Origin of the sequence: Simiduia curdlanivorans, from assembly GCF_030409605.1 — a bacterium.
In the GTDB taxonomy this organism is placed as follows: Bacteria; Pseudomonadota; Gammaproteobacteria; order Pseudomonadales; family Cellvibrionaceae; genus Simiduia; species Simiduia curdlanivorans.
On the sequence record NZ_JAUFQG010000003.1, the window covers coordinates 1 to 15,370 of the forward strand.

At 34.5% G+C, this 15,370-nt stretch carries 23 protein-coding genes and 4 pseudogenes; 10 read left to right on the forward strand and 17 right to left on the reverse strand.

Going from position 1 to position 15,370, the window contains the following annotated elements:
- Positions 1–1,131: 1,131 nt before the first annotated feature.
- The 3 genes from QWY82_RS00145 to QWY82_RS00155 all read left to right on the forward strand — a co-directional run bounded on the left by QWY82_RS00145 (position 1,132) and on the right by QWY82_RS00155 (position 3,396).
- Positions 1,132–1,491, forward strand: a complete 360-nt coding sequence (locus QWY82_RS00145) for a hypothetical protein (RefSeq protein ID WP_004658999.1) — start codon at positions 1,132–1,134, stop codon at positions 1,489–1,491.
- 1,148 nt (positions 1,492–2,639) lie between these two features.
- Positions 2,640–2,822, forward strand: coding sequence for a hypothetical protein (locus QWY82_RS00150; RefSeq protein WP_290259080.1), 183 nt, complete (start codon positions 2,640–2,642; stop codon positions 2,820–2,822).
- 241 nt (positions 2,823–3,063) lie between these two features.
- Entirely contained in the window at positions 3,064–3,396 is a 333-nt protein-coding gene (locus QWY82_RS00155) for a roadblock/LC7 domain-containing protein (protein WP_290259095.1), read from the forward strand.
- 446 nt (positions 3,397–3,842) lie between these two features.
- On the opposite strand, the gene QWY82_RS00160 is transcribed toward QWY82_RS00155, so the two are convergent.
- Positions 3,843–4,079: a TetR/AcrR family transcriptional regulator gene (locus tag QWY82_RS00160; RefSeq protein WP_290259081.1), complete on the reverse strand. Its 237-nt coding sequence runs from the start codon at positions 4,077–4,079 to the stop codon at positions 3,843–3,845.
- A gap of 672 nt (positions 4,080–4,751) precedes the next feature.
- Here QWY82_RS00160 and QWY82_RS00165 point away from each other — a divergent pair.
- The 5 genes and pseudogenes from QWY82_RS00165 to QWY82_RS00185 all read left to right on the forward strand — a co-directional run bounded on the left by QWY82_RS00165 (position 4,752) and on the right by QWY82_RS00185 (position 6,987).
- On the forward strand, positions 4,752–4,952 hold the full coding sequence (locus tag QWY82_RS00165) for a hypothetical protein (protein WP_290259082.1): 201 nt from the start codon (positions 4,752–4,754) through the stop codon (positions 4,950–4,952).
- Between the two features lie 148 nt (positions 4,953–5,100).
- Positions 5,101–5,268 carry a hypothetical protein gene (locus tag QWY82_RS00170; RefSeq protein ID WP_290259083.1) on the forward strand — a complete coding sequence of 56 codons (168 nt, stop codon included), beginning with the start codon at positions 5,101–5,103 and terminating at the stop codon, positions 5,266–5,268.
- A 154-nt stretch (positions 5,269–5,422) separates the two neighbouring features.
- Complete coding sequence (locus tag QWY82_RS00175; RefSeq protein WP_290259084.1) at positions 5,423–5,596, forward strand: hypothetical protein; 174 nt, start codon at positions 5,423–5,425, stop codon at positions 5,594–5,596.
- Positions 5,597–5,749: 153 nt separating this feature from the next.
- Positions 5,750–6,676: pseudogene (locus QWY82_RS00180) on the forward strand (TonB-dependent receptor); the annotation flags it as partial.
- A complete protein-coding gene (locus QWY82_RS00185) occupies positions 6,670–6,987 on the forward strand; it encodes a TonB-dependent receptor domain-containing protein (RefSeq protein ID WP_290259085.1) in 318 nt (105 codons plus the stop codon). The pseudogene QWY82_RS00180 and the gene QWY82_RS00185, both read left to right, overlap by 7 nt.
- 281 nt (positions 6,988–7,268) lie before the next feature.
- Here the strand turns inward: QWY82_RS00185 and QWY82_RS00190 are convergent.
- From QWY82_RS00190 to QWY82_RS20005, 6 genes and pseudogenes are all read right to left on the reverse strand, one after another.
- Positions 7,269–7,786: pseudogene (locus QWY82_RS00190) on the reverse strand (NAD(P)H-dependent oxidoreductase).
- A 145-nt stretch (positions 7,787–7,931) separates the two neighbouring features.
- Positions 7,932–8,195: a hypothetical protein gene (locus QWY82_RS19985; RefSeq protein ID WP_435431465.1), complete on the reverse strand. Its 264-nt coding sequence runs from the start codon at positions 8,193–8,195 to the stop codon at positions 7,932–7,934.
- Positions 8,196–8,229: 34 nt separating this feature from the next.
- On the reverse strand, positions 8,230–8,829 hold the full coding sequence (locus QWY82_RS19990) for an arsenic resistance protein (protein ID WP_435431466.1): 600 nt from the start codon (positions 8,827–8,829) through the stop codon (positions 8,230–8,232).
- Positions 8,830–9,081: 252 nt separating this feature from the next.
- Positions 9,082–9,309 (reverse strand): arsenate reductase/protein-tyrosine-phosphatase family protein, encoded by a 228-nt coding sequence (locus QWY82_RS19995; protein WP_290259086.1) that lies wholly within the window; start codon positions 9,307–9,309, stop codon positions 9,082–9,084.
- Positions 9,278–9,550, reverse strand: a complete 273-nt coding sequence (locus QWY82_RS20000) for an ArsR/SmtB family transcription factor (RefSeq protein WP_290259087.1) — start codon at positions 9,548–9,550, stop codon at positions 9,278–9,280. Before QWY82_RS20000 ends, QWY82_RS19995 begins: the two co-directional genes overlap by 32 nt.
- A gap of 152 nt (positions 9,551–9,702) precedes the next feature.
- Complete coding sequence (locus tag QWY82_RS20005; protein WP_435431467.1) at positions 9,703–9,966, reverse strand: thioredoxin domain-containing protein; 264 nt, start codon at positions 9,964–9,966, stop codon at positions 9,703–9,705.
- 704 nt (positions 9,967–10,670) lie between these two features.
- Here QWY82_RS20005 and QWY82_RS00215 point away from each other — a divergent pair.
- Together QWY82_RS00215 and QWY82_RS00220 are read left to right on the forward strand one after the other, a co-directional pair.
- Positions 10,671–10,928, forward strand: coding sequence for an alpha/beta fold hydrolase (locus QWY82_RS00215; protein ID WP_290259088.1), 258 nt, complete (start codon positions 10,671–10,673; stop codon positions 10,926–10,928).
- 441 nt (positions 10,929–11,369) lie between these two features.
- On the forward strand, positions 11,370–11,531 hold the full coding sequence (locus tag QWY82_RS00220) for a hypothetical protein (protein WP_290259089.1): 162 nt from the start codon (positions 11,370–11,372) through the stop codon (positions 11,529–11,531).
- 349 nt (positions 11,532–11,880) lie between these two features.
- Here QWY82_RS00220 and QWY82_RS00225 read toward each other — a convergent pair.
- The 10 genes and pseudogenes from QWY82_RS00225 to QWY82_RS19885 form a co-directional block, all read right to left on the reverse strand.
- A pseudogene (locus tag QWY82_RS00225) lies at positions 11,881–12,114 on the reverse strand (EAL domain-containing protein); the annotation flags it as partial.
- On the reverse strand, positions 12,101–12,451 hold the full coding sequence (locus QWY82_RS00230; protein WP_353958669.1) for an EAL domain-containing protein: 351 nt from the start codon (positions 12,449–12,451) through the stop codon (positions 12,101–12,103). The pseudogene QWY82_RS00225 and the gene QWY82_RS00230, both read right to left, overlap by 14 nt.
- Entirely contained in the window at positions 12,402–12,641 is a 240-nt protein-coding gene (locus QWY82_RS00235; protein ID WP_290259091.1) for a diguanylate cyclase domain-containing protein, read from the reverse strand. The genes QWY82_RS00230 and QWY82_RS00235 overlap by 50 nt, the downstream gene beginning before the upstream one ends.
- Positions 12,642–12,712: 71 nt before the next feature.
- Positions 12,713–12,946 (reverse strand): diguanylate cyclase, encoded by a 234-nt coding sequence (locus QWY82_RS19865; protein ID WP_353958670.1) that lies wholly within the window; start codon positions 12,944–12,946, stop codon positions 12,713–12,715.
- Between the two features lie 71 nt (positions 12,947–13,017).
- On the reverse strand, positions 13,018–13,146 hold the full coding sequence (locus QWY82_RS00240) for an MHYT domain-containing protein (RefSeq protein WP_290259092.1): 129 nt from the start codon (positions 13,144–13,146) through the stop codon (positions 13,018–13,020).
- Positions 13,146–13,691 carry an MHYT domain-containing protein gene (locus QWY82_RS00245; protein ID WP_290259093.1) on the reverse strand — a complete coding sequence of 182 codons (546 nt, stop codon included), beginning with the start codon at positions 13,689–13,691 and terminating at the stop codon, positions 13,146–13,148. Before QWY82_RS00245 ends, QWY82_RS00240 begins: the two co-directional genes overlap by 1 nt.
- A 757-nt stretch (positions 13,692–14,448) precedes the next feature.
- Positions 14,449–14,625, reverse strand: a complete 177-nt coding sequence (locus QWY82_RS20010) for a hypothetical protein (RefSeq protein ID WP_435431468.1) — start codon at positions 14,623–14,625, stop codon at positions 14,449–14,451.
- On the reverse strand, positions 14,622–15,026 hold the full coding sequence (locus QWY82_RS20015; protein WP_290259094.1) for a hypothetical protein: 405 nt from the start codon (positions 15,024–15,026) through the stop codon (positions 14,622–14,624). Before QWY82_RS20015 ends, QWY82_RS20010 begins: the two co-directional genes overlap by 4 nt.
- Positions 15,027–15,061: 35 nt before the next feature.
- On the reverse strand, positions 15,062–15,160 hold the full coding sequence (locus tag QWY82_RS19880; RefSeq protein WP_353958668.1) for a hypothetical protein: 99 nt from the start codon (positions 15,158–15,160) through the stop codon (positions 15,062–15,064).
- Between the two features lie 18 nt (positions 15,161–15,178).
- Positions 15,179–15,370 (reverse strand): annotated as a pseudogene (locus QWY82_RS19885) (hypothetical protein); the annotation flags it as partial.

A 15,370-nucleotide genomic window follows, 5' to 3' on the forward strand; every position in this document is an offset into this window, starting at 1 on the left:
AAAAAACAGACTTATTCATTTAAAAAAGTATTCCATTACTTATAACTTTTTATAAAAAGTCATTTTAAAATCATAACTTCTGCGATCATTCTAATTAATAGAATTTGATAAAAAATTTAATCTCCAACTATAAATTTAAAAAAATCTATCGTTAAATATTAATTTTAAATTTATTTTTTATCCCACTATTTCAAATAGAAATTGGCATAACTATGGCTTATAGAAAAAAATTTTCTTGTTCGCTAAAACGATAAAATTGACATTAACCAACAAGATTGTGACATGTGTCACATTATTAATTTTAGCAAAGATTGTTAAAAATACATTGACAATAAAATAATCAAAAATTGACATTAATGAATTCAGCTCAATAAGCCCTCAGAAAGCTAAACAAGCAATGGACGATGTGACCGCTTCGATAAGCTCGAATGAAGTGTTTAGTAATATCTAAAAAAGTAATATTATTTAAAAACTTAGGCGATTCATTTATTGAATAGGATAGTTCATGAGTACTGGTTGTAATTTAGATTGAGAAAAAACTATATACAATATAGAGGGGAAAAATTTGTTCTATTGCGAAATCCACTGATAGAATTTTTCTACGCTGTTTAGAGTTGTACTTACTGAAGATTTCAACTTTCTGCGACAATTAGCATGTGCCATCAATGACAAAATCATGATGATTTGTTTGAAGATCCTCATTACTGATCACATAGAAAGATAAAAAATTGATCCTGCTTAAAATAATCTGGTGTTGTTTAATTTAAATTAATAGATATTTTCAAGATCACGTGAACAAAAGAACAATTATTTTAAAGTAAAAATTCAATTGAAAAATAACAACATATAATCAAAAAACAAGCCTGAATTTGCAGAACTTAGTTATTGGCTAAATCCTTTTTTCAATAATTCATACACATAATCCATTTATCAAAAAGCTAAGAGATGTCAATTTTCACTATGATTGGTGTCAATACAATTTTCAAATTTTCTATAATTTTAACTAGGAATATTAATTACATAAAATTTCTTAATAAAAATATGTGTGAAATATTCTCGTTCTTAAAATTAAGTTATTCAGCAAAGATCTTCTTTATGAATATTAAATCTAAATAAAAAGTTGAGATAAAAATGGCTAAAATTTCTTTAGAAAGTTTGACAGGCATCGATGGTTTTGTGGCAGCAGCATTGGTTGATGCTGAAAGCGGTTTAGCGCTATCAACTCAACAAAAAGGAACTCTTGATTTAGAGTTGGCAGCCGCTGGTAATACAGAAGTAGTTCGCGCAAAACGTCGTGTAGCGAGTTCATTAAAACTAAATGATGATATCGAAGATATTCTTATTACGCTTGGTAAAGCCTACCACTTGATAAGACCATTAGAAAGCAATGGAAACTTATTTTTATATCTTGTATTAGATCGTGCTAAATCTAATTTAGCTATGGCACGACATGAATTAAAAACTTTCGAAAAAGAATTAGACTTTTCTTAAATAAATCAAACCCCTTATACAAATTTATCTTGCATAAGGGGTACTAATAAATAAACTTTAAAATAAAGTGATACCATGAGTGATATTTATATCAATATTATAATTCTAGGTTTAGACATCAAAGCAACTTTAGAGTTAAAAAGTGAATTACGAAGAATAATCCAAGACAAATACATCTTAATTGGATTTATACATTAGATGAAAATATAGACCTCATCATAGTAGGTGATTCAATTTTCGATACACATACAATCCAACGTTTCATAAAACAGAAAAAAATTAAATATTTAAAAATATCAGAAAAACAAAATATTACTACTATTGAAAATAGTGACATATCTATCTCAATACACCAATCTTGCAATATTAAAAAACTGGATACAGTATTATGTTATCAATAATTTATCACACCAAATACCAATAACAGTTCGCTAGAAAAAAATCTATAGATTTAAAATACTTAAATGATATTTTAAATTTAAGAACACTAAACTTCACCTATCAGATGATAATGGTAGTTTAGCGATTATTGATACTGGCAGAAGATTAGCTTTTTTTGATCCTCAACAATTATCTAGAAAAACAAATCAAAGTTTTAATTATGAAATAGCAACCAATTCAGATTCATTAAAAACAATTTTACGTCTGAAGCTAATTTAGAAGATTGGATTTGGAATTTATTCTGGAGATCACCTGAATTTAGTAAATTAACATTAAAATAAAATGAATATTATAAGATTTTTTATTGGCCACAATCTAATCAAAATAAGGACCAAAAGATCATATTACAACTTTCAGCATGTTTTATCCAAGGTGCTCAGCTTTCTAAAGTCGCAAATGAACTAAACATTCCAATTGAAACAGTCCAACAGTTTATATCTGCATGTCTAATATCAATGAATGGAAAAAAAATATTAGAATTAGAAAGCAATTATAAGAAAAATGAAATACTCAAAGAAAATAGCAAACAGAAGCTTCTTAACAAATTTTTTCAATAAAATTAGAAATCACCTAAAAAATATAAGGTTTTTTTATGTACAACCACAAAATAATAATTTTTAAAATCAAAAAAAATATTTTCATTAATTTAATTAAGGATTCAATATCTGCACATCATTACACGTTAAAGAACAATCAAATTCTTTCTTTTGAAAGAAGAAGAAGAAGAAGAAGAAGAAGAAGAAGAAGAAGAAGAAGAAGAAGAAGAAGAAGAAGAAGAAGAAGAAGAAGAAGAAGAAGAAGAAGAAGAAGAAGAAGAAGAAGAAGAAGAAGAATTAATTTATCAATTCCAAAAAAACGAATTAAAAATTTATAACAGACACAATAATTAAAAAGTTAAAAACTATTTAATTTTTATTTATTCACCTCCACTAATTTTGGAATATTTATATTTTTCAATCTAAATTTTAAAAATGTATTTCAATATTGGTTGAATCTTTAAATTCAATAAATTTCAGAACTATAATTTACATGAGATTAATTTGATGTTTAAAATTCCAGACACTCAACAGCGTACAGCGCCAAAAGAATTATTCAATTAGCAAAAAACCATGCTAATGATATTTAACCAGTATTAGAGGTATTAATTATGTCATGTTATGCTCGACAGATGGCCTTGAACTAGCAGCTGTCCATAAAAAAAGTAATTATAATAGTACCAAACTTGCAGCTGTTAGTAGCTCTATTCTTGCAATGATCAGTGCTTTTTTAAATGAAATTAATCTTACGGGCTGTCAAAGCATCACCTTCGATGCTGAAAATGGAAAAGCTATTTTGACGCCCATCCCCGCACCTCACCACCCAATGATATTGGTTACATTGAGTAATAAAGATGTACTTTTAGGACAATTACTTTATAGCTTGAAGCAAGTCAGTAATGCACTTATTCATGCAGACTCAACTTAAGATTTTATCGTTTTCCAAAAGTAGAAAGCTAAGACAAGCTTTAACAGAAGCCTTGTCTTAGTAGAACTAAAAATAAAGAATATAGGCTATAGGACTGAATATACAGATGTATTAAACATTTAACATTCGGCTCGCTAATATTAATTTTTTGATGTAACTCCAAGATTGTTTACTTTTACACATATCACTATAGTTTCTAACATTAATCATTAGACCATCTATAACATTTAAGAATATATCAGTTAAAATTTTTGGTTGATCGACGTGCAGACCTATCAATAACTCTTCAATTAATTTTCGCAACCAACTTTTATGTTCTGTAATTGTTTTAGCTAAAGCAGGATATTTATTTAATATTTCAATAGTCGCCTTCTGAAATAAGCAACCATTGTAATTATTTGAATATATCCAACGGATATGCCAATCATATATTATTTTTATTTTCCCTAAGTAATCAAAAATTCGTCTTTTAAGTTTACTTCATACAATATTGCATCTCTTATTTCAGAAACTTTTATAAGCAAGCATGATGCAATTAATTTTTCTTTTGATGGAAAATGCTTATAAAAAGTCATTTTTGCAACACCAGAATCATGAACAATCTGATCCACACCAATAGAACTAAAAGAGTTAGTATTAAATAACTTGATAGCTGTTACAATAATATCTTGTTTCTTGTTCACTTCATTCTCTTTTATTTCAATAAATCAAATAATTTAATAGACATCAATTCTTAAAATAAGACTAAAAATAATTGAAAATTTAATAAAAATTTATTTTTAGTTCTTAAAGCTAATTTTCTCTTTAAAAATACTATAAAAATTAAAAAAAATTGACACCAATTATTTAAAATTGACACTCTAATAAATTTTATAAAGTTATATTTCTAAGTATTCAAATTTATTTATCATTAATCCATTTTTTCATTTATGAACCAGCTAGTTTTGAAAATAGAGTAACTCTTGATCGCCTAACTTACTTATATTTTTATCAGTGATTACTAAACACCTATTTGAAATTCAAGAGTTCATCACTATTTGATTAGGTGGACAGAATACACTTCAATCTAGTTTCAACTCTTTCAATAATAGAATTCCCTTTTCATCATCTTTCTTAGATAGATATCTGCACAGGAAATTCTCTATGTACGACGACAACTTATTTGTACATAAAGCCTAGACCTAAGTTCACTCTTCTTTTACCGCCTATCCGACAAATAGTTCAGTTATAAATTGAAATTATGATTAAGAATCATTATTATTCTCAAAATTTTCTCATATCTGTGTGAACGATTATGTCTTTTTATCAAATCACGTAAGAAATTAGTATCTTCCGCAATCGCATCTTCACTCTCCGTGATTGCAGTACCAGCCATCGCTCAAGATCAGCCAGTACAATTACCAACAATTCATACCCAAGCAGAACAAGAACAAGGTCTTAAAGTAGACCAATCTTCAAATAGCAAATTTGTCGTTCCTCTTTTAGATACACCAAAATCTGTTTCTGTTATTTCAAAAGCAGCTTATTGCAGATACTCAAGTTACAAGCCTTTCTGATGCTTTACGTACAATTCCTGGTATTACTTTAGGTGCTGGTGAAGGTTGGTAATCCAAACGGCGACCGCCCTTTCATTCGTGGCTATAACTCAGAAAGCTCAATGTATGTAGACGGCATTCGTAACTCAACATCACACAAAACCGTGAGATGTTTGCAGTTGAACAAGTTGAAGTTACAAAGGGTTCTGCCTCTGCTTTAGGTGGTGCAGGTACTTCTGGCGGTAGCATTAACATGATTTCTAAAGTTGCTAAAAAAGGCGATGCTTTAGAGGGTTCTGTTTCAAGTGGTACAGATAATTATGCACGTATTTCTTAGACGGAAACAAAGATTTTAATAATGGTGTCGCAGCTCGTGTGGTGGTCATGGGCCATCAAAATGAAAAGCGGGACAACATGATGGTGCTGAATATAAACGTGCAGGTATTGCACCAAGTATTACCTTTGGTTTAGATACAGCAACTCGCGGTACCTTGAGTTATTACTACCTCAAAACTAATGATGAGCCAGATTCTGGCATTCCATATCAATACGATACAATAAAGAAAGTTACTGCTGGTAAGCCAGTAGATGTCAAACAAGGCACTTACTATGGTTGGAAAGATCGTGATTTCCAAAAACAAGAAAACCAGATAGGTACTTTTTAAATTAGAACATGATTTAACTGATAACCTAGTGCTAAGTAATACTGCGGTCTACAGTAAGTCTAAAAACGATTATTTATGGACTCAACCTGATGATAGCCAAGGTAATATTGTAAATGGTCAAGTTGGCGCCGAGTCAATACAAACTTAACTAATACTGATAGCTTTACAGATCAACTCACTTTAACAGGTAAATTTAATACGGGTTCACTAAAACACAGTTTCAATACTGGTGCAGAATACGCTAAACAGGAATCAGATAGAGGAACAAATCTTGTAACGGATCCGAACACCTCAAAAATTGGTGGTAGTGGCACAACCAATGCTTGTTCATTAATAAATTCAAACGGATGGTGTACTAGCTTAGATAATCCTAATTCAGGAGATGCATGGCTAGGAAATATAAAAGCAAATCCTAATGTGACAAAAATCACATCGAAAACCCAATCAGTTTATGTTCTAGATAACATTACGATTACACCACAATGGTTACTTGATCTTGGTGTTCGTTGGGACAAATTTGAAACTGATGTGCAATATAATAAAGATTCAGGATCAGGTGCAACTCTAATCAAGGCGGGAACAAAATACAGCTCTAGCAATGATTTCTTTAATTATCAAGCTGGGCTTACATTTAAACCAGTTGAAAATGGGGCAATTTACATTAGCTATGCAACATCAGCAAACCCTGTAGGCGTTGATGCTGGTGATGGTTCAGAAGGGATTAGTGTACCTGGCCGAAATACGACTGATGAACAATCTCGCGCTATCAACAATTTGAAACCTGAAGAAGTTAAGACATATGAATTAGGAACAAAATGGGATGTTCTTAATGAAAAATTAAACCTCACAGCTGCAATTTTCCGTACTGAAAAAGAAAATACACGTGCATTAGATACCGATGGTTTCACAAGAAATATTGGAAAAACACGTGTTGATGGTATTGAGCTTGGTGTAAACGGCAACATTACTGAAAAATGGGCAGTGTCGGCTGGTTATACCTATTTAGATAGTGAAATCGTAGATGCAGGTTTTGTTAAGGATACAAGCGGTAAATACGTACCAAGTCCAAACGAATGGTAACCCAAATTCAAAATGTAGCAAAAAATAGTGCTACGCTTTGGACGACATATCAAGTTTTACCTGTTTTGACTTTAGGTGCTGGTGCTGTTGCAATGGATAAGGTCTATGGTGATGCAGCAAATACCAAGTGGGTTCCAGGTTATGTTCGTTATGATGCAATGGCGCGTTATAATGTAAATAAAAATGTTGATTTACAGCTTAATGTAAACAACTTATCTGATAAACGTTATTTCACTAAAGCTTATACATCACACTACGCAACTGAAGCGGAAGGTCGCAGCGCAGTATTATCTGTAAACTTCAAATACTAAAACCTGAAAATCCATCGTTAAACGATGGATTTTCATAAAAAAACAGCCTCGTCAGGAGGCTGTTTTTTTATTATCTTAACGAAAAGCAATAAACATTATAGATTACGTTGATTGACACGCTTTGACAGCTCTTCAGCGGACTCTTTCCGTTCAGAATAACGGTCTGTTAAATACTTGCTCTGCCCTCTCGTCAACAACGTGAATTTATACAACTCCTCCATTACATCTACGATACGATCATAGTAAGGACGATGCTTTCATACGACCATCTTCTTCAAATTCTAAAAATGCTTTGGAATTGAAGACTGATTTGGGATGGTAATCATGCGCATCCAACGTCCTAAAATACGCATTTGATTGACACTATTAAAAGACTGCGAGCCACCACTAACTTGCATCAATGCCAAAGTTTTACCTTGGGTTGCACGAATTGCACCACCTGCCAGTGGAATCCAATCGATTTGCGATTTAAAGATGGAACTCATCGAACCATGACGTTCAGGTGAACACCACACCATGCCCTCTGACCACGCCAACAATTCATGTAGCTCTTTGGCTTTGGGTGTTCCATATCCGCATCTTCAGGTAGGGGCAAACCTTTAGGATGAAAGATTTTTACTTCAGCACCAAAGTGCTCCAAGATGCGCCCTGCTTCCATCACGGCTAAACGACTATAGGAACGTTCACGATTCGAACCGTACAACAATAAAATACGTGGTGCATGATCCAAGGCTTGCGCTTGCACTTTTTCTAAAGTGGGTTGATCAAGTAAATTCATATCTATATTTGGAAGAGTCATCACATTTACACCGATTTAAAATACTTTTTTCTAAGCCATAAAGACACACTGACTAAAGCAATCAGCACAGGCACTTCAACCAGTGGACCAATCACTGTGGTAAATGCCACGGGTGAAGCTAGACCAAACGTTGCGATCGCAACCGCTAATGCCAATTCAAAGTTATTCCAGCAGCAGTAAAGGAAATTGCAGTGGTTTTCGGATAGTCATTGCCCATCCACTTGCTCATAAAAAAGCTCATGAAGAACATCACAACAAAGTAAATTGTTAATGGAATCGCTATACGAATCACATCGAAAGGCAAGCTTACGACATCAGCACCTTTTAGGCTAAACATCGCAACGATCGTGAACAGCAATGCAAGCAGCTTAAAGGACTGATCTTCGGCAAAAAGACATTTTGATACCATGCTAGACCTTTGGCTTTCACTAAAATCATTCGCGTCATGAACCAAGAAAAAATGGAATCCCTAAGTAAACCAACACCGCATGGGTAATCGTCCAAAAATCTACATGAATGACTTGCCCTGCAATACCAAAATAAGGCGGCAAGAAAGTCAGGAATAACCAAGCATAACTGCTGAAGAATAGAATTTGGAAGATACTATTAAATGCCACCAATGCTGCAACATATTGATTATCACCACAAGCTAAACCATTCCAGACCAAGACCATTGCAATACAGCGTGCTAAACCAATCAAAATTAAGCCCGTCATATATTCTGGATAGCTTTGTAGAAAAATAATGGCTAATCCGAACATCAAGACAGGTGCAATCAACCAGTTTTGTACTAAAGATAAAGTCAGCGTTTTTTTATCTTTAAATACTTCAGGCAATGCTGCGTAATCAACCTTTGCTAAGGGAGGATACATCATCAAAATCAGACCAATCGCAATTGGGATATTGACAGAATCCACACTCATTTTATCTAAAGCAACAGAAGCTTGAGGTAAAAATACACCGATCGCAATTCCTAATCCCATGGCAATAAAAATCCATAGGGTTAAGTTACGATCTAGAAATGACAATCTTTGCTGAGCCATGATGTTCTCATTCAATATCTGAGATGTGATTGATTGCAGCAATCATTCAGGACGAGACATATTTGCGCTGTCCAATGCAAATAAAGCATCTAAACGGCGGTTGATATGATCTACAGTCACTTGGAATGCCTGTAATTTTTCTGGTTTAGGTAAATCTAAATGTGAAGGGTCAGCCAAGCCCCAATGTGCTTTGATTGCACCGCCTAAATAAAGTGGACAAAGCTTCCTGAGCCGCAGAGTCACAAACTGTAATCACCACATCTGCCTGATATTGTTCACAGTCATCAATGGTTTACTCCACAAACCATCGGTTGAAAGGCTTAAGTTTTCAAGCGTTTCAATCGTCAGTGGATGAACCTGTCCAGAAGGCTTACTACCTGCACTATATGCTTTCCAATTTTCAGGTGCACGACTGTTAAAAAGTACTTCGGACAAAATGCTGCGACAACTATTTCCAGTACATAGGAAAATAAATTTCATGCGGTATTACTCCACAATAACTTTTAATTTGGAGAGACTGAGATTGGTTACTTGCGGAAGTTTGTTCACGTACCAAGAGATTGAGTAATTCATGACACCAAGCAGGCAACTCTGCATGAATGCTGTAATACACCCACTGGCTTTGTCGTCTGTCTTGCAATAAACCTGATGAACGTAATAACGCTAAATGTCTAGAGATCTTTGGTTGACTGAGTTGTAATTTTTCAGTCAAGTCACACACACATAATTCTTTATGCTCAGCAACTAAAGTGGACCAATATTGAGACGTGTTTCATCTGCTAAGCATTTAAAAAAATTCACTTGATCCATCTTCACTTCCTATTTGCTTATATGAATATGTAAATTTCCATATATAAAAGCCAAATTTTTAATTTACTCGTGCCCATTTTCATCAATCACCTGCTCACCATCTTCTTTAGTAAAAGCGCCCTTCTGTGGTAGTGACAAAATATCTAACACAAGTTCAGATGGACGACACAACGTGTTCCTCGTTCCGTCACCACAAATGGCCGATTGATCAAAATAGGGTACTCCAGCATAAAAACTGATCAGTTGCTCATCAGTCCAATCTTCACGATCTAATGCTAGATCGTGATAAGGATCAACATTCTTACGAATCGCTTCTCTAACCATCACTTTGCATCTTGAATAAGCTGAATTAACTCGCTACAAGTCGGAGGAGCATTCAAATATTCAATAACATTTGGCTCAATTCCTGTATACGAATCAAAGCTAATGTGTTACGTGAAGTTCCACATGCTGGATTGTGATATATCGTCACATCTAATGAAATTGCCATCGCATTAAAACCTGATTAATTTTAAGTTCTTTATATATGAATTTTCATATATATGCAAATTCATATATAGCACACCACAATTAAATCAGTTTACCTGCTGTCTCTTTTTCCAAAACTTTAAAACTCAATCGTGCAAATCAAAGAATATTGTCTCAAGTTGATCATTTTGGAATACAAGTTAAGCAAATGAGTCACTGAGCTTAGAGACTTTTTTCTTCTAATATGCGGCTACACAGTTGTAACCATAGAGTTCTTACACGATGACTCAATTGCCTAAAGTTAAAGATACCTTTGTTAATGCTAAAACAGCCCAATCAATCTTAAAAACGCGTGCGGGTAAGCAAGCTGCACAAGTATTTCAAATGCGGCAGATCGTTTCTTGAGGGGACATCAACTGGCATTGTCAGGAAAGACACCTTTTGAAGTCGTTTATGAACGTGAAATTATTAGCTTACGGTTTTACAAGGCAGGACGTAGAATCAGGTGAAAATAAACACCGTGTACCACTCGTTATTATTCCCCATTAGCAGCGAATACCTTAGTGTTCGATTTGTTTCCTGATCGTAGTCTCATTCGTTACTTTCAAAGTCAAGGTTTTGATGTGTATATGATTGACTGGGGCACACCAAGCCGTAAACAAGCTAGATATAATTTCGGTACATATATCAAAATCTTTATGCCCGACTTTATCAGCAAAATTCGTGAACATAGCGGACAACAACAACTATCACTGTATGGCTGGAGTCTCGGTGGAGCTATCTCACTTTGCTACACCTCATTATTTAAAGAAAAATATTAAGAATTTAATGATTTTGGCATCACAATTAACACTCATCAATCAGGTTATATTGGCAAGCTTTATCAAAAGTTAAATACACCAGCACAATGGGTGCGGACCAATACTAATTTCCGAATCCGTCAAATTCGAGCCGCTATTTCCATATTCATGGTTGGCAAAATACGCTCGGATTTAAGCTCACAGATCCAGTGGGTAATTTTTAAAAATTATTGGCAATTACTGAAAAATTGAACGATCGGCAGTTTGTAATTAATCACGCAACATCAAGTTCGTTTGTTGACAATATGCTCGCCTATCCTGGCGGTGTAATGCGCGATATTATTTACGCTTCTGGATTGATACGAACTTTCGACAGGTCTCGTTAAATTTGGAGATCAAACTGCTAATTTTAAAGATATTGAATGTTCAGTACTTGCGATTGGTGGGGATACTGACATTATTGTGACTGCAGAAGCTGTACGACCATTAATGGATTTGATCAGTAGCCAAGATAAAACCTTTGAAATCGTTCCTGGTGGTCATATGGGTTTGGTTTCAGGTAGCCAAGCACCAGAAGCAGTTTGGCCTGTAGTTCGCGCATGGTTACAACAGCGCTCAAATTAAGTGCTTATAATTGCTAAAATAATCAAGGCTGTGAATCTCTTTTACTTGAAAAGATATGAGCAGCCTTTTTCATAAATAGATGATATAGATATCGTTAAATCAAAATAAATTAAGCAAAGTTGTGACGATTCAACACTAAATTTCAACATTTACAGGTATACCCAATAAATAACCTTGTAATTGATTGCATCCTAAATTGTTAAAATATCAGCTTGTTGCTGTTTTTCTACACCTTCAGCTGTGACGATTAAGCCTAACTTAGCAGCAAGATGAATGATACTTTCTAGAATTGCTTCTTCTTCGAGTTTGGTTGTAAGTCTATAAGAAAACCGCGATCAATTTTAGTTCATCAACAGGCAGATCTTTTAAATATAAAAAGCTTGAGTAACCAGTTCCAAAAATCATCAATGGCGATCCGAATACCCAACTTACGCAAACGTTCTAAAGTACGAATACTTGAATCAATATGATGCATTGCTGTTGATTCAGTGATTTCTAAAATAAGATTGTGGGGCTGAATTTGATATTGTTCTAAGAGCTGTTCTAATACACTAAAAAGTTTTTTATTTTCAAATTGTAATGCAGATAAGTTGACGCAATCGGGTAGAACGGACTATTACTTCGTTCCCATTTTTGAATCTGCTGACAGGCTTGCTCCAGTGCCCAATATCCATCGGAATAATCAAACCTGTTTTTTCTGCTCCCTCAATAAACATTTGAGGAGTCAACAAACCTAGACTTGGATGCTTCCAACGGATGAGCGCTTCAACACCACAAACTTGATAATTCGCAGTAAATTTAGGCTGATAAAATAAAACAAATTGCTGCTCATCTACCGCTTTATATAAATCATTAATTAATTTGGATTGGCTACGGACATCTTGCTGATCTGTTGCGGAGTGGAAAACAGTAAAACGTATTTCTACCCTGTTCTTTAGATGCCAACATTGCTACATCTGCATTAATTAATAAATCCTGAACATTCGTACCATGCTCAGGATACATTGCGATTCCCAAACTTGCAGAAATATTAATTTCTTTTGTCGCGATCAGATATGCTTCTTGAATAAAATGCAGACTTCTTCTGCTAGTACATCGCTTGATTAACATCAGTATTTTCAGAGATCAATACAAACTCGTCACACCAATTACGAAATAGCTTATGGCTTGAACTTAATTTTTCATGTAACCGATTGCCATTTGATTAAAAGTTGATCACCAATATGGTGTCCAAAAGCATCATTTACTGATTTAAAGCGATCTAAATCTACATATAAAAATGCTGCTTTTCTTCTCGTAAGCGATGATGGCTGAAGATCACTTCCGCATAATCTGTCAAATATAATCGATTCGGCAACTTTTGTTAATGAATCATGTAGTGACTGAGTTGCTAATTCTTTGTTTATTCTAACTATTGTTGATTACGATCTTCTAGTCGGGCTTCTAAACTGCGACAGCAAACCAGCGACAAACACCAAACTGGTAATTAAAAAATAATGGTAAATAATAAAACGGCTTGCTCTGTTTGTGCTGAGCCAAGTGCTTCCGCAAATCCTGTATCAAAATAAGTGGCTGCCATACCCGTGTAATGCATACCTACAATACTAAAAGCCATCAATATGCAACGACAGCCTTTAATGAAGTTTTATATTTAACTGCGGTTTTATATTTAAAAAACGAATAACAGCTCAAACCAGAACCACATACAGCGATGAGTACTGAACAAATCACCAATAATGGATCATATCTCAATTGATGGTGCTCAACTGAAAGCGCCAACATCCCCGTGTAATGCATCCCAGATATCCCTAGCCCTAAGAATAATGCACCTAAAATCAGACGTGGCATAGGTAAAGTAGGTCTAGTCGTTAGCCAAACAGCAAATACCGAAGCAGTTGCGCCTATCAAATATGAAAGCACAGTCAAACTAATATCAAAATGATAGCCTTCAGGCAAATGGCTCGCGAGCATTCCAATAAAATGCATTTGCCCCATATTGCCAAGCCTAAAGTCAACCCACTCGTTACTAAATGCTTTTCTCAAACTTTTATAAGCAGCTTTAAAAACGAGTTCTTCCATTGAAACTGCAGCATAACAAGTCGCTACTGCAACCAAAATGGAAACGATGACCCATGTGCTATCGTAATCAACGTGAACCATAAAGGACTTCCATGATTATTCAGTACTTTTTTTTTATTTTTGAGCGAATTGCTCGAAATCAGAACGATCCTTAACACTCACAAAAGATACAAATTGTGTATTCATAAACTTTCCTTAACAATAACATCATCTAGCATAAGGTCAAGTCTTTTTCATTTTATAAATCAATAGAATAAAAACATATAATCATTTCAAACCAATGAAAAGACTTGCTTTTTTTATTGCACTTTTTTACCGAAAGACCAATTTATTTTGCTAGGTGTTTTTAGTATTTAAGTAGTTACTTCTTATTTGTTTTAACTGCACTATGAACTTAAGTCTCATTGCAGTTTTGTTGTTTTTCTCATGTATTAAGCACGATATAAAATGCTTATTTGAGATACATATTAAGCCTTTTTTAATTTTTATACTGTTATAACTCTGTTATCAACAGCATTAAAAAAACCTCGTTTATCAACAAGGGGGTTCTTTTAACTCAGAGTAAAAACTTAGTTTTCTCCTTGTCTACGATTTTGTTTGCTTGAATCCTGAGTAGGGTCTCCTACGCAACAGGACAATAGAAAAGCATGAGAAGCATCGCTTCATAAGGTCCCTGTGCAAGAGTAGAGCTATGCTTCGCTAATGCGTAAAACATTAGGATGATCCAATAAAAAGCCCCTGTACAAACAAGGGCTTTTAAAGATTAAACTAAAACTTAGTTCTTCTCTTTGTCTACGATTTTGTTCGCTGAATCCAAGGCATCATCGCACGTAACTTGTTACCAGTTACTTCGATACCATGCGCAGCATTTTGACGACGACGAGCAGTCATAGATGGGTAGGTTTAACGCACCTTCTTGAATGAACATTTTCGCATATTCACCAGATTGGATACGTTTCAATGCATTACGCATTGCTTCACGAGACTGTTCGTTGATTACTTCAGTACCAGTCACATATTCACCGTACTCAGCATTGTTAGAAACTGAGTAGTCATGTCAGCAATACCGCCTTCGAACATTAAGTCAACGATTAACTTAAGTTCAATGTAAGCATTCGAAGTAAGCCATTTCTGGTGCATAACCAGCTTCAACCAAAGTTTCGAAGCCCATTTTAACCAATTCAACAGCACCACCACAAAGAACTGCTTGCTCACCGAATAAGTCAGTTCAGTTTCTTCACGGAAAGAAGTTTCGATGATACCTGTACGACCACCACCTACACCTGAAGCGTAAGAAAGAGCGACGTTACGTGCATTACCAGAAGCATCTTGGTGAATTGCGATTAAGTCAGGAACACCTGAACCACGTTGATATTCAGAACGTACAGTGTGACCTGGTGCTTTTGGAGCAACCATGATTACGTCTAAATCTTTACGTGGAAACAACTTGGTTATAAAGAATAGAGGAAACCATGAGCAAATGCTAAAGTCGCGCCTTCTTTGATATTTGGCTCAATCACATCACGATAAAGTTGAGATTGGAAACTCATCTGGAGTCAAAATCATCACTAAGTCAGCTTGAGCAACAGCTGCTGGAACTTCAGATACTTTAAGACCTGAATTTTCAGCTTTTTTCCAGATGCTGAACCAGCACGTAAACCAACAGTTACGTCAACGCAAGAATCTTTCAAGTTAAGTGCATGAGCATGACCTTGTGAACCATAACCAATGATTGCAACTTTTTTGCCTTGGATGATGAT

Excerpts from the sequence above, each read along its gene's own strand:
- QWY82_RS00170 (WP_290259083.1), top strand. The coding sequence starts at position 5,101 with ATGTTTGCAGTTGAACAAGTTGAAGTTACAAAGGGTTCTGCCTCTGCT.
- QWY82_RS00245 (WP_290259093.1), bottom strand. The coding sequence starts at position 13,691 with ATGGTTCACGTTGATTACGATAGCACATGGGTCATCGTTTCCATTTTG.
- QWY82_RS00240 (WP_290259092.1), bottom strand. The coding sequence starts at position 13,146 with ATGGCTTTTAGTATTGTAGGTATGCATTACACGGGTATGGCAGCCACT.
- QWY82_RS00185 (WP_290259085.1), top strand. The coding sequence starts at position 6,670 with ATGGTAACCCAAATTCAAAATGTAGCAAAAAATAGTGCTACGCTTTGG.
- QWY82_RS19995 (WP_290259086.1), bottom strand. The coding sequence starts at position 9,309 with ATGAAATTTATTTTCCTATGTACTGGAAATAGTTGTCGCAGCATTTTG.
- QWY82_RS19990 (WP_435431466.1), bottom strand. The coding sequence starts at position 8,829 with ATGGCTCAGCAAAGATTGTCATTTCTAGATCGTAACTTAACCCTATGG.
- QWY82_RS00235 (WP_290259091.1), bottom strand. The coding sequence starts at position 12,641 with ATGTTAATCAAGCGATGTACTAGCAGAAGAAGTCTGCATTTTATTCAA.
- QWY82_RS00145 (WP_004658999.1), top strand. The coding sequence starts at position 1,132 with ATGGCTAAAATTTCTTTAGAAAGTTTGACAGGCATCGATGGTTTTGTG.
- QWY82_RS20015 (WP_290259094.1), bottom strand. The coding sequence starts at position 15,026 with ATGGTTGCTCCAAAAGCACCAGGTCACACTGTACGTTCTGAATATCAA.
- QWY82_RS19880 (WP_353958668.1), bottom strand. The coding sequence starts at position 15,160 with ATGAGTTTCCAATCTCAACTTTATCGTGATGTGATTGAGCCAAATATC.
- QWY82_RS19985 (WP_435431465.1), bottom strand. The coding sequence starts at position 8,195 with ATGGTATCAAAATGTCTTTTTGCCGAAGATCAGTCCTTTAAGCTGCTT.